Below are 12,032 nucleotides of genomic sequence, written 5' to 3'. Positions count from 1 at the left end.
CGGCACCCATGACGGGTGCCGCCCTTCGGCGTGCGTGGGGAGGCCGTGCGTGGGGAGGCCGTCAGTACGCGCTGTTGACGTTGTCCATGGAGCCGTACCGGTCGGCCGCGTAGTTGCACGCGGCGGTGATGTTGGCGACCGGGTCATAGATGTTCCAGGACGTGCCGGCGACGTGGTAGGTCTTGAAGGTCGGCGGGATGACCTGCAGCAGGCCCTTCGACGGGATGCCGTTGATGGCGTTGATGTCCCAGTCGTTGATGGCGTTCGGGTTGCCCGAGGACTCGCGGATGATGTTGCGCTTGATGCCGTTGTAGGAGCCCGGGATGTCGTGCTTCTTCATGACGTCGAGCGACTCACGGATCCAGCCGTCGAGGTTGTTGGCGTAGTTCTTGGCGGCGACCGGCTTGACGGCGGCACGCTTCGCGGAGCGGCTCGCGGCCTGCTTGGCCTTGTGCGCGGCGGCGGCCTTCTTGGCAGCCGCCTTCTTCTTTGCGGCTGCCTCGGCGGCGGCCTTCTTCTTCGCGGCGGCCTGGGCGGCGGCCTTCTTCTTGGCCGCGGCGTCCGCGGCCGCCTTCTTCTTCGCCTCGATCGCGTCGACCTTCACGCTCGAGCCGGCCAGCTGGTCGGTCACACTGCCCTTCACCTCCCGCACCTGCTCCGAGGCGACGCGGGAGGACGAGACGGCGTCCGTTGCGGTCGTCTGCGCGTCGGCCGGCACTACCGAGAAGGCGATGGCGGCGGCACCGAGGGCAGCGGCGCCGGTGATCGCGATCTTGTGAGTGTTCTTGGGCATGGCGGAAGGACCTCTTCGAATAGACGGAGGTCGCTCGTCCGACGGTGGACACGGTGCGCTGGGCACGAACGAAGGCCGCGGAAGAACCCACGGCGCTGAGCGACGCAGCCATTGTTAGCGGCCGCAAAATCGCCACGCAAAGGTGTGACGTACGATCCCCGGTAGTGGACCCGGGAGGGGCAAAACGGGACAGACCTACACGTCTGTCCCGTTCATGCGCGCCCTATTTATCTCCTATGCTCCTTCGTACGTGATGTGCACCCTATGTGCGGGCTCACATGGCGCCCGGGCCGTTCTCACCCCTAGTTGCTGGAGCAATGCTCTGTGTGAGGGTCCTCCGCCGGGAGGACGAGGTGCACATCCCCGAACTCGTGCCACAGGTAGAGCCCGTGCAGCGCCTCGTCGTACCCCCGGTCGACCGCCGCCCGTCCCGCCACCGCCTCCAGCATCAGCAGATGCGAGGCCTCCGGCTCGTGCAGCCCGGTCAGCAGCCCGTCCACCACCCGCACCCCGCGCTCCGGGGTGACCACCAGGTCCGTCCACCCCGCACGCGCGCGTACGACCCCGTCCGCCCCGGCCGCCGACTCCACCGCCCGCACGGCGGTCGTCCCGACCGCGATCACCCGCCCGTCGCCCGCCCCGACCGCGTTGATCAGCCGCGCGGACGCCTCCGGCACCGCGAACCGCTCCGGATACGGCGGCTCGTGCGCCTCCGCCGAGGCCACCCCGGTGTGCAGGGTCACCGGCGCGAACTGCACCCCCCGGCTCACCAGCTCCGCCACCAGCCGCGCCGTGAAGGGCCGCGCCGCACTCGGCATCTCCGCACTCCCCGCCCCGTCGGCCGACGGCAGCGCGAACACCGTCTGGTAGACGGACAGCGGCTGATCCCGCTCCGTGTAGGAGTACCGAATGGGCCGCCCGTACTCCCGCAACAGCCACACCACGACCCCATCCGCCGCCACCCCGCCGGGCGCCGCCGCGTCCGGCCCGGCTCCGACCGCCGCCGCCCCGGCGGGCACAGATCCCCCCGTCACCGTCGCCCACCACAGCCGCCCGCTCCCCGGGCTCAGGGGCTCCTCCAGGGTCAGCCGTACTCCTCCGGCAAGGTGCACCTCCGTCCCCGCGGGGCCGCCCGTACGCGCGTGTGTGGTGCCCCCGCCGTCCGGATCCCGCAGCTCGACCGCCCACCGCCCGTCGTCCCCGCGCGTGGAGAAGTGCACCACCACGCGCGCGTGCCCGATCCGCCCGTCCACGGCCGCCGCCAGCGTCGGCGAGGTGTTCACCACCAGCAGGTCCCCGGCCCGCAGCAGACACGGCAGCTCCCGGAACGCGTGATGCGTCACATCCGTCCCCCGCGACACCAGCAGCCGTACGTCGTCCCGGCCCCGCCCCGGCCCGCGCTGCTCGGCCGGCACCCGCGCCGACAGCTCGTCCGGCACGCTCACCGCCAGCGTCACAGCCGTCCCTCCAGCAGCGCCGGAGCCGCGTACCGGCCGCTCGCCGGCCGCTCGTCCAGCAGTCGCAGGAAGCCCGGCACCACACTGTCCGGCTCCGGACGCGGATCGCCGTCGTCCGGTACGGCCGCCGCGTACAGGTCCGTCGCCATGTCCCCGGGATCCACCGCCCACACCCGCAGCGCCGGCTCCTCCTCCCCGAGCACCGCCGCGAGCTGGTCCAGCGCCGCCTTGGACGCCCCGTAACCGCCCCACGTGCCGTAGGCCTCGGCGGCCGCGTCCGAGCTGACGGCGATCACCGCGCCCGCCCGCGCCCCGCGCAGCAGCGGCAACGCCTCCTGGACCAGGCCCAGCGCGGCCACCACGTTCACCTCCAGGGCCCGCCGCAGCCCCTCCAGGGGCAGTTCCTCGAGGCGCACCAGCGGCTCGGCACCCAGCGCGCTCGCGTTGTTAACCACCAGGTCGCACCCGCCGAGCCGCCAGGCCGCCGCGACCAGCGCCGCCCGGTGCGCGGGATCCGTGACGTCGCCCGCGAGCGCCTCGACGTCGTGCCCGTGCCCCGCGACCACGGCCGCCGTCTCCTTGAGCACGCCCTCGGTCCTGGCGTCCAGCACCAGATCCCAGCCCCGCGCGGACAGCGCCTCGGCCAGTGCCCGCCCCAGCCCCTTGGAAGCCCCCGTGATGATCGCTACCGGCATGACAACCGTCCCCTCGTCCGACCGCCTCCGTCGGCGGTGCACCCAACCTAGGAACGCTCTCCCGGCCCCGCCTCGGACGCCGGACGGGAACCACCGGGTCCCTTCGACGTACGCCCGCGCCCCTACGTCGCCGTACCGGGGACCTCGGTCCTAGGTCTTCCGTCCCGGTCCCGGCCGTCACTGGTCCGATCCGCGCTGTCACACCCCGCCGGTACCGTGAGGACATGAGTCAAGTTCCCCGGTCCGGCCTCGCAGCGGTGAGTTCCGCGCTGCTGGCCATGAGCCGGCATCTGGAGGTGCGCGACGTCCTGAAGACGATCGTCGCCTCCGCACGCGAGCTGCTCGACGCGCAGTACGCCGCACTCGGCGTCCCGGACGACCACGGCGGCTTCGCCCAGTTCGTCGTCGACGGCGTCAGCGACGAGCAGTGGAAGGCCATCGGCCCGCTGCCCCGCCAGCACGGCATCCTGGCGGCGATGCTCCAGGAGGCCCGTGTCGAGCGCCTGGCCGATGTGCGCGAGGACCCCCGCTTCGAGGGCTGGCCGTCCACCCACCCCGAGATGTCCGACTTCCTGGGCCTGCCCATCCGCGACGGCGACGAGGTCATCGGCACCCTCTTCCTCGCCAACAAGAACTGCGACAAGCCCGAAGGTGGCTGCGGCTTCACCCAGGACGACGAGGAACTGCTCTCCATCCTCGCCCAGCACGCCGCGATCGCCCTCACCAACGCCCGCCTGTACGAGCGCAGCCGCGAACTGACGATCGCCGAGGAACGCTCCCGCCTGGCCCACGAGTTGCACGACGCGGTGGCCCAGAAGCTGTTCTCCCTGCGCCTCACCGCACAGGCCGCCGCCGCCCTCGTCGACCGCGACCCCTCCCGCGCCAAGGGGGAGTTGCAGCAGGTCGCCGCGCTCGCCGCCGAGGCCGCCGACGAACTGCGCGCGGCTGTCGTGGAGTTGCGCCCCGCAGCCCTCGACGAGGACGGTCTCGTCAACACCCTGCGTACCCAGGTCCAGGTCCTCGACCGCGCCCACACCGCGCGCGTGACCTTCACCGGCCGCGGCGTCCGCGCCCTGCCGGCCGCCCAGGAGGAGGCCCTGCTGCGGGTGGCACAGGAGGCCCTGCACAACGCCCTGCGGCACTCCGGCGCACGGCATGTGGACGTCACCCTCCACAAGAACGGCGCCGCCACGGTCCTGCGCATCACGGACGACGGCACCGGCTTCGACCCCACGGCCATACGCCGGGCCGGCCGCCACCTCGGCCTGGTGTCCATGCGCGACCGCGCGAGCGGCGTCGGCGGCCGCCTGACGGTGGAATCGGCGCCCGGCAAGGGCACCACGATCGAGATGGAGGCCCCCGGTGGCTGACGCAATCAGGGTGCTGCTCGTCGACGACCACCAGGTCGTCCGGCGCGGTCTGCGCACCTTCCTCGAGGTCCAGGACGACATCGAGGTCGTCGGCGAGGCCGCCGACGGCGCCGAGGGAGTCGAGCGCGCCGAGGAACTGAAGCCCGACGTCGTCCTGATGGACGTCAAGATGCCCGGCATGGACGGCGTCGAGGCCCTGCGCAGACTCCGCGAACTGGACAACCCCGCGCGCGTGCTGATCGTCACCAGCTTCACCGAACAGCGCACGGTGGTCCCGGCCCTGCGCGCCGGCGCCGCCGGATACGTCTACAAGGACGTGGATCCCGACGCCCTCGCCGGCGCCATCCGCTCCGTGCACGCCGGGCACATCCTCCTCCAGCCCGAGGTCGCCGGTGCGCTGCTCTCCCAGGAGGAGGCCAACTCGGGCCAGGGCAGAGGCGGTTCGCTCACGGAACGGGAGCGCGAGGTACTGAGCCTGATAGCGGACGGCCGCTCCAACCGGGAGATCGCCCGCGCCCTCGTCCTCTCCGAGAAGACCGTCAAGACGCACGTCTCGAACATCCTGATGAAACTCGACCTCGCCGACCGCACCCAGGCCGCGCTGTGGGCCGTACGCCATGGCGTGGTCGGCTGAGACGGCAATTCGGAGGGTTCCCTTCCGGGCTGAGATTCATACCGTAGTGGGAATATCCCCCGGATGGCGCAACCTCTCGGGGGCTCCGCCGTTCTCCAGTGCGTGCCGCGGCCGATCCTGCTGCCGCGGCGATCGCTGGGAGGACTTGAGAAGTGAAGAACCTGAAGAAGGCAGCGGCCGTGACGATGGTGGCCGGCGGACTGCTGGCCGCGGGCGCCGGTATGGCCTCCGCGCACGACGGCGCCTCGGCCCACGGCGCGGCCAAGGGCTCGCCGGGCGTCGCCTCGGGCAACACCGTCCAGGTCCCGGTGCACGTCCCGGTCAACGCCGTCGGCAACAGCGTCAACGTGATCGGCGCGCTGAACCCGGCCTTCGGCAACCTGGGCCTCAACCGCTGAGGACACGGCTTCCCCCGGCCCCCATCGGGAGAGGCCCGTCGATCCGCGCAGGGGCTCCGCACGTCGAGGACGACGTACGGAGCCCCTCCGCATGGTCACCCCCGCTCCCGCTCCTCCACATACGCGTTGTACGCGGCGACCTGCGCCCGCCGGGCCGTCCGCTCCACCGGCCGCAACGCCTCGGCACGCGCCGCCATCTCCGCGGAGCTGACCGCACCCCCGTGCCCGTTCTCCACGGCGAGGGTCACCAGCAGCCCCACCCGCCGTGCCAGCTCCAGCACCCGCACCGCCCGCGGCGGATACCCCGGCGCGAGCACCTCCCGCCCCTGCTCGGCCCGCGCCCGGTACGCGTCGATCGCCGCCTCCGCCGCCGGCCCCGACCCCGCCACGTCCAGCCGCGACAGCACCGCCGTGGCTTCCTGCAGCGCCTCCGCCAGCTCCCGCTCGGCCTCGCTCAGCGACGGCACATCGGCCGGCGGAGCCTCCCGCACCGGCAGACAGTGCCACACCACCTCGACGTGCACGTCCCCGGCGGGCCCGGCCTCGGACACCTCCGGCACCAGCCCCAGCGCGGCCCCGTGACAGACCACCGCCTCCTCCGCCTCCAGCGCCCGCGCGTTGAACTCCGGCGGCCCGCTCAGCCCCAGCGGATGCCCCGGCGCCGGCAACGCCACCCGCAGCCCCGTCACCGCCAGCGCCCGCAACCGGCCCAGCGCCAGCGTGAGTCCGACGGGCGCCGACTCACCGGGCAACCCCTCCACCCGGTGCACGGCGTCCTCACCGACCACGGCGAGCACGGCGTCGTCCGGAGACACAAGTCCGGCCAAAAGGGCATTTCCCCAAGCGGCAAGGCGACCAGCGCGCGGTTCCGAAAGCATGCCTCCACCCTAAGGACCGGACCGATGGAACGGCCCACCCGGCCGGTGGCGTAGATTTTCCCGAGGGGCCGCGCCCACCCACGCGCGCGGCGGTTCGAGCACCGGCACCCGCGACAACCGAGACCGGCCACACTGCAAGGGGAGACAACGCGCTCATGAGCGATGTTCTGGAGCTTCAGGACGTATCCGTGGTCCGCGAGGGCAGGGCTCTGGTGGACCAGGTCTCGTGGTCGGTCAAGGAAGGCGAGCGCTGGGTCATCCTCGGCCCCAACGGCGCCGGCAAGACGACCCTCCTGAACATCGCCTCCACCTACGTCTTCCCCAGCTCGGGCACCGTCTCCGTACTCGACGAGACCCTCGGCAAGCCCGGTACCGACGTCTTCGAGCTGCGCCCGCGCATCGGCATGGCCGGCATCGCCCTCGCCGACAAGCTCCCCAAGCGCCAGACCGTCCTGCAGACCGTCCTGACCGCCGCCTACGGCATGACGGCCGGCTGGCAGGAGGAGTACGAGGACATCGACGAGCAGCGCGCCCGCGCCTTCCTCGACCGCCTCGGCATGAGCGAGTACCTCGACCGGAAGTTCGGCACCCTCTCCGAGGGCGAACGCAAGCGCGTCCTCATCGCCCGCGCCCTGATGACCGACCCCGAGCTCCTCCTCCTGGACGAGCCCGCCGCCGGCCTCGACCTCGGCGGCCGTGAGGACCTCGTACGCCGCCTCGGCCGCCTCGCCCGCGATCCCATCGCCCCCTCGATGATCATGGTCACGCACCACGTCGAGGAGATCGCCCCCGGCTTCACCCACGTCCTCATGATCCGCCAGGGCAGGGTCCTCGCCGCCGGCCCCGTCGAGCTCGAACTCACCTCCCGCAACCTCTCCCTCTGCTTCGGCCTCCCGCTCCTCGTGGAACAGGTCGGCGACCGCTGGACCGCCCAGGGCCTCCCGCTGTCCTGACGTCCGATCCGACCCATTGCGCCCTGTCCCGGCAGGACCTACGGCCCTACCATGACGATGTGAACGACATCGACGCGTGGGTGTGGTGGCTGGTCGGCGCGGCAGCGCTCGGAATCCCGCTCGTGGTCACCGCGATGCCGGAGTTCGGCATGCTCGCAGTCGGCGCGGTGGCCGCCGCGATCGGTGCGGGCCTCGGCCTCGGCGTCGTGGCCCAGGTGCTCCTCTTCGTCGTCGTCTCGGTCGCGCTCATCGCCGTCGTACGGCCCATCGCGGCCCGCCACAGCGCACAACGCCCCCAACTCGCCACCGGAGTGGACGCGTTGAAGGGCAAGCAAGCCGTCGTACTGGAGCGCGTGGACGGCTCCGAAAACGGCCGGATCAAACTCGCCGGAGAGATCTGGTCGGCGCGCGCCCTGGACACCAGCCGGTCCTACGAAGCCGGTGAGGAGGTCGATGTCGTGGAGATCGAGGGGGCCACGGCGATCGTGATCTGACCTTGCACAACTCCCGCACGGCGCAAGTGAACCGAAGGCCTCCCGAGGTAGGCGACGGTCTGTCAGACTCGACCAGCAAGATCTTCAACACCATAGGATCTTCCGAAAGCGCTCGAGGCGGAGAAGCGACAGCGGAAGCGGAGAAGGGGACGGGGAAGCACGATGGAACCGGTCATCATCGTCTTGATCATTCTGGTGGTGTTGGTCTTCATCGCCCTGATCAAGACGATCCAGGTCATCCCACAGGCCAGCGCCGCGATCGTCGAGCGCTTCGGCCGCTACACGCGGACACTGAACGCGGGCCTCAACATCGTGGTCCCGTTCATCGACACCATCCGCAACCGCATCGACCTGCGTGAACAGGTCGTCCCCTTCCCGCCGCAGCCGGTGATCACCCAGGACAACCTGGTCGTGAACATCGACACGGTCATCTACTACCAGGTGACGGACGCCCGCGCCGCGACCTACGAGGTCGCCAGCTACATCCAGGCGATCGAGCAGCTCACCGTCACCACGCTCCGCAACATCATCGGCGGCATGGACCTGGAGCGCACCCTGACCTCCCGCGAGGAGATCAACGCGGCCCTGCGCGGCGTCCTCGACGAGGCCACCGGCAAGTGGGGCATCCGCGTCAACCGCGTCGAACTCAAGGCGATCGAACCGCCCACCTCCATCCAGGACTCGATGGAGAAGCAGATGCGCGCCGACCGTGACAAGCGCGCCGCGATCCTCACCGCCGAAGGTACGCGCCAGGCCGCGATCCTCACCGCGGAGGGCGAGAAGCAGTCCCAGATCCTGCGCGCCGAGGGTGAGGCCAAGGCCGCCGCTCTGCGTGCCGAGGGCGAGGCCCAGGCCGTCCGTACGGTCTTCGAGGCCATCCACGCCGGCGACCCCGACCAGAAGCTGCTCTCCTACCAGTACCTCCAGATGCTCCCGAAGATCGCCGAGGGCAACGCCAACAAGCTCTGGATCGTCCCCAGCGAGATCGGCGACGCCCTCAAGGGCCTCTCCGGCGCCATGGGCAACTTCGGCGGACTGGGCGGCGGTTCGAACGGCGGAGGATCGGACAAGGCACCGGAACGCCGCGAGAAGCCGTCCATCGACTGATCCGACGTATGTGAAGTGGGGCCCGACTCCCGTGAGTCGGGCCCCACTTCACATACGGCTCACGCCGCGTCGACCGTCAGCCACTCCGGCAGCGCCGCCAGGTCGTCCGCAGCCATCGCCAGCAGCATCGCGTCCTGCGGAGTCGGCTCGAACGGCTTCCGCAGCAGCGGCATCTCCGCCTGCTCCGGAGTCCGGTCCGCCTTGCGGTGGTTGTCCTCCGCGCACGAGGCCACCGTGTTCAGCCAGGAGTCCTGACCACCCTGCGCCCGCGGCACGACATGGTCCACGGTCGTCGCGCGCCTGCCGCAGTACGCGCACCGGTGCCGGTCCCTGACCAGCACACCCCTCCGCGACCACGGAGCTTGTCTTCGGAACGGCACCCGTACGTACCTGCACAGCCTGATCACCCGCGGCGCCGGTATGTCGACCTCGGCGCCGCGCATACGCAGTTCGGGGTGGGCCTGCTCGACGACGGCCTTGTCCTGAAGCACCAGAACGACGGCTCGGTTCAACGTCACCGTCGACAGCGGCTCGAAGCTCGCGTTCAGCACCAGCGTGTCCCGCATACCTGCCCACCTCCTGTGCGCACCGGCCCACTCCCTGGCGGGCTGGGATCAACTCTGGCCGGGCACGCCGAGATGGACAACGAAATAAAAAATGCCCGCCTCTGATCACTTCCAAGACCAGAGGCGGGCAAACGTTCAATGAACGTCAGTCTTCGGCGGGCACCTCGTACTCACCGACCAACTGGGCACGCGCGATGGCGTGGAACCGCAGATTGAAGCCCACAAAGGCCGGGCTGGCATCCGCATCCGGACCGAGCTTCTCCTGATCCACGGCGTACACCGTGAAGACGTACCGGTGCGGCCCGTCCCCGGCGGGCGGCGCCGCCCCGCCGAAGTCCCTGCTGCCGTAGTCGTTACGCGCCTGTATGGCACCCTCCGGCAGCCCCTCGAACTTGCCGCTGCCCGCGCCCGCCGGCAGCTCGGTCACCGAGGCCGGGATGTCGAACAGGACCCAGTGCCAGAACCCGCTGCCCGTCGGGGCGTCCGGGTCGTAGCACGTCACGGCGAAACTCCTGGTCTCGGGCGGGAACCCCTCCCACCGCAGCTGCGGCGAGGTGTTCCCCTCCGCGTAGACCTGAGCACTCCTGAGCGTCGCGCCCGCCGCGACGTCCTCGCTCGTCACCGTGAACGACGGCACGGGCGGGTGGAAGTCATGGGGGAGCGGCCGCCGCTTGAGCTCGGTCACCTCGGTACCTCCTGAACGATCCTGAATGGAGCCACTGGAGACAGTGGAGTCAGTGACTCCGAGCCTAGAACCAGTTGCGCTTGCTGCCGACCTCGGACAGCCACTGGTTGAGGTACGCCGCCCAGTCTGTCCCCTGGTAGTCGTGCAGCCCCACCTGGAACGAGCGGAAGGTGTCACTGCCCTCGCTGAACAGCCCCGGCTTCTTGTCCATCTCCAGGATGACGTCCATCGCCTGCTCGTCGGCCACGAAGCTCAGCTCGACCTGGTTCAGACCCCGGTACTGGGACGGCGGGAAGAACTCGATCTCCTGGTAGAACGGCAGCTTCTGCCGCGTACCGCGGATGTGCCCGCGCTCCATGTCCGCGTTCTTGAACCGGAAGCCCAGCTGGAGGAAAGCGTCCAGGATCGCCTTCTGCGCCGGCAGCGGGTGCACGTTGACCGGGTCGAGGTCGCCGGAGTCCACCGCCCGAGCGATGGCCAGCTCGGTCGACACCCCGATGTTCATCCCGCGCAGCGCCTGCCCGTCGATCATCGTGATCGGCGTCTCCCAGGGGATCTCCAGGCCGAACGGCACCGCGTGCACCGCGCCCGCCTGCAACTCGAACGCCCCGCCCAGCCGCTGCTTGGTGAACTCGATGTCCTGCTTGTACTCCTGGTCACCGCTCTCGATCTCGACCTTGGCCTGCAGCCCGACGGAGAGCCCCTCGATGTTCTGGTTCACGGACCCGCCCTGGATCCGCACCTCGCCCTGGACGACACCGCCCGGTACGACGTTGACCTCCGTCAGCACCGTCTCCACCGAAGCCCCGCCGGCCCCCAGACTCGCGAGCAGCTTCTTGAACGCCATGACTCTCCCTACTCGAACTTCTTGCTTCCGGGATCCCTTGATCCCTACAAACGCGATCCGGCCCTGGCCGGTTCCGTGCCCACACCCTGGCAAGCCGAGCGTCCGCTGAACACCCCGACGCACCGACCGTTCTCCACTACGCTCGGAGGCCATGATCGCGACCCCCGACCGTACGCTCCTGCCCAGGGTCTTCTTCGACCGCCCTGTCCTGGAAGTCGCCCCCGACCTCCTCGGCCGCCTCCTGGTCCGTACGACCCCCGACGGTCCGATCACCCTCCGTATCACGGAGGTCGAGGCCTACGACGGCCCGAACGACCCCGGCTCACACGCCTACCGTGGCCGCACCGCCCGCAACGAAGTGATGTTCGGTCCGCCCGGTCATGTGTACGTCTACTTCACCTACGGCATGTGGCACTGCATGAACCTCGTCTGCGGTCCCGAAGGCAGGGCGAGCGCCGTTCTGCTCCGCGCCGGCGAGGTGACCGAGGGTGCCGAACTGGCCCGCAAACGTCGACTCTCGGCCCGAAATGACAAGGAACTCGCCAAAGGACCGGCCCGCCTGGCCACGGCCCTGGACGTCGACCGAACCCTCGACGGCACGGACGCGTGCACCACAACCGACACCCCCCTCCGCGTCATGACCGGCACCCCGGTCCCCTCCGACCAGGTACGCAACGGCCCACGCACCGGAGTCTCCGGCGACGGAGCCGTCCATCCCTGGCGCTACTGGGTCGCCGACGACCCCACAGTGAGCCCGTATCGGGCCCATGTCCCCAGGCGTCGCCGAAGTTGACTCGCCCATGACGGGCGCGTAACGTGGCCCGAGCCGCTTGAACCGGGTACGGCATTCGCCAGCAGCCGGAAGCGGCCACCCACTACCTACGACATCCCTCAGCGGGAGCAAATTCGGCGTGCCCGCATGCCCGAATTCGAACTCGCAGGAACTCGATTATGAGTTGCCGAGGGAATCGGTTAACGTAGTGAATGTCGAAAGGCCCCGCCGACAGGGAATCAGACACCGAAAAGGATCTGATAGAGTCGGAAACGCAAGACCGAAGGGAAGCGCCCGGAGGAAAGCCTGAGAGTGTCTCGGGTGAGTACAAAGGAAGCGTCCGTTCCTTGAGAACTCAACAGCGTGCCAAAAATCAACGCCAG

Annotated in this window: 13 protein-coding genes and 1 pseudogene; 7 read left to right on the top strand and 7 right to left on the bottom strand. The window is 70.1% G+C overall.

Features of this window, described 5'->3' with window-relative positions; translation table 11 throughout:
* Positions 1 to 61 precede the first annotated feature (61 nt).
* From ACFPIH_RS19510 to ACFPIH_RS19500, 3 genes are all read right to left on the bottom strand, one after another.
* Positions 62 to 793 carry a transglycosylase SLT domain-containing protein gene (locus ACFPIH_RS19510; protein ID WP_381173859.1) on the bottom strand — a complete coding sequence of 244 codons (732 nt, stop codon included), beginning with the start codon at positions 791 to 793 and terminating at the stop codon, positions 62 to 64.
* A gap of 302 nt (positions 794 to 1,095) precedes the next feature.
* Complete coding sequence (locus ACFPIH_RS19505; protein ID WP_381173861.1) at positions 1,096 to 2,250, bottom strand: S-adenosylmethionine:tRNA ribosyltransferase-isomerase; 1,155 nt, start codon at positions 2,248 to 2,250, stop codon at positions 1,096 to 1,098.
* Positions 2,247 to 2,945, bottom strand: coding sequence for an SDR family NAD(P)-dependent oxidoreductase (locus tag ACFPIH_RS19500; RefSeq protein WP_381173863.1), 699 nt, complete (start codon positions 2,943 to 2,945; stop codon positions 2,247 to 2,249). The genes ACFPIH_RS19505 and ACFPIH_RS19500 overlap by 4 nt, the downstream gene beginning before the upstream one ends.
* A 224-nt stretch (positions 2,946 to 3,169) precedes the next feature.
* Here ACFPIH_RS19500 and ACFPIH_RS19495 point away from each other — a divergent pair, with 224 nt between their 5' ends.
* From ACFPIH_RS19495 to chpE, 3 genes are all read left to right on the top strand, one after another.
* Complete coding sequence (locus ACFPIH_RS19495) at positions 3,170 to 4,315, top strand: GAF domain-containing sensor histidine kinase (protein ID WP_381173865.1); 1,146 nt, start codon at positions 3,170 to 3,172, stop codon at positions 4,313 to 4,315.
* Positions 4,308 to 4,949 carry a response regulator gene (locus ACFPIH_RS19490; protein ID WP_381173867.1) on the top strand — a complete coding sequence of 214 codons (642 nt, stop codon included), beginning with the start codon at positions 4,308 to 4,310 and terminating at the stop codon, positions 4,947 to 4,949. Before ACFPIH_RS19495 ends, ACFPIH_RS19490 begins: the two co-directional genes overlap by 8 nt.
* 152 nt (positions 4,950 to 5,101) lie before the next feature.
* Positions 5,102 to 5,347, top strand: a complete 246-nt coding sequence (chpE, locus tag ACFPIH_RS19485; RefSeq protein ID WP_381173869.1) for a chaplin ChpE — start codon at positions 5,102 to 5,104, stop codon at positions 5,345 to 5,347.
* A gap of 95 nt (positions 5,348 to 5,442) precedes the next feature.
* On the opposite strand, the gene ACFPIH_RS19480 is transcribed toward chpE, so the two are convergent.
* Positions 5,443 to 6,225, bottom strand: a complete 783-nt coding sequence (locus ACFPIH_RS19480; RefSeq protein WP_381173871.1) for a hypothetical protein — start codon at positions 6,223 to 6,225, stop codon at positions 5,443 to 5,445.
* A 155-nt stretch (positions 6,226 to 6,380) separates the two neighbouring features.
* On the opposite strand from ACFPIH_RS19480, the pseudogene ACFPIH_RS19475 reads away from it, so the two are divergent.
* The 3 genes and pseudogenes from ACFPIH_RS19475 to ACFPIH_RS19465 form a co-directional block, all read left to right on the top strand.
* Positions 6,381 to 6,911: pseudogene (locus ACFPIH_RS19475) on the top strand (ABC transporter ATP-binding protein); the annotation flags it as partial.
* Between the two features lie 326 nt (positions 6,912 to 7,237).
* A complete protein-coding gene (locus ACFPIH_RS19470; RefSeq protein ID WP_381173875.1) occupies positions 7,238 to 7,672 on the top strand; it encodes an NfeD family protein in 435 nt (144 codons plus the stop codon).
* A gap of 162 nt (positions 7,673 to 7,834) precedes the next feature.
* Positions 7,835 to 8,779 (top strand): SPFH domain-containing protein, encoded by a 945-nt coding sequence (locus ACFPIH_RS19465; protein ID WP_381173877.1) that lies wholly within the window; start codon positions 7,835 to 7,837, stop codon positions 8,777 to 8,779.
* Positions 8,780 to 8,838: 59 nt separating this feature from the next.
* Here ACFPIH_RS19465 and ACFPIH_RS19460 read toward each other — a convergent pair whose 3' ends face one another.
* The 3 genes from ACFPIH_RS19460 to ACFPIH_RS19450 form a co-directional block, all read right to left on the bottom strand.
* The gene (locus ACFPIH_RS19460) at positions 8,839 to 9,345 is read right to left on the bottom strand and encodes an HNH endonuclease (RefSeq protein WP_381173879.1); all 507 of its coding nucleotides are present in this window, start codon (positions 9,343 to 9,345) and stop codon (positions 8,839 to 8,841) included.
* Between the two features lie 145 nt (positions 9,346 to 9,490).
* Complete coding sequence (locus ACFPIH_RS19455) at positions 9,491 to 10,030, bottom strand: YbhB/YbcL family Raf kinase inhibitor-like protein (RefSeq protein ID WP_381173881.1); 540 nt, start codon at positions 10,028 to 10,030, stop codon at positions 9,491 to 9,493.
* A gap of 64 nt (positions 10,031 to 10,094) precedes the next feature.
* Positions 10,095 to 10,877 (bottom strand): sporulation protein, encoded by a 783-nt coding sequence (locus tag ACFPIH_RS19450; RefSeq protein ID WP_381173883.1) that lies wholly within the window; start codon positions 10,875 to 10,877, stop codon positions 10,095 to 10,097.
* Between the two features lie 151 nt (positions 10,878 to 11,028).
* On the opposite strand from ACFPIH_RS19450, the gene ACFPIH_RS19445 reads away from it, so the two are divergent.
* Positions 11,029 to 11,670: a DNA-3-methyladenine glycosylase gene (locus ACFPIH_RS19445; RefSeq protein WP_381173885.1), complete on the top strand. Its 642-nt coding sequence runs from the start codon at positions 11,029 to 11,031 to the stop codon at positions 11,668 to 11,670.
* The last annotated feature ends 362 nt before the right edge of the window (positions 11,671 to 12,032 follow it).

This window comes from Streptomyces vulcanius (assembly GCF_042653945.1).
Taxonomy (GTDB): Bacteria; Actinomycetota; Actinomycetes; order Streptomycetales; family Streptomycetaceae; genus Streptomyces; species Streptomyces mangrovi.
The sequence above is the reverse complement of the archived record's forward strand: the minus strand, read 5'-3'. Positions and strand labels throughout refer to the sequence as shown.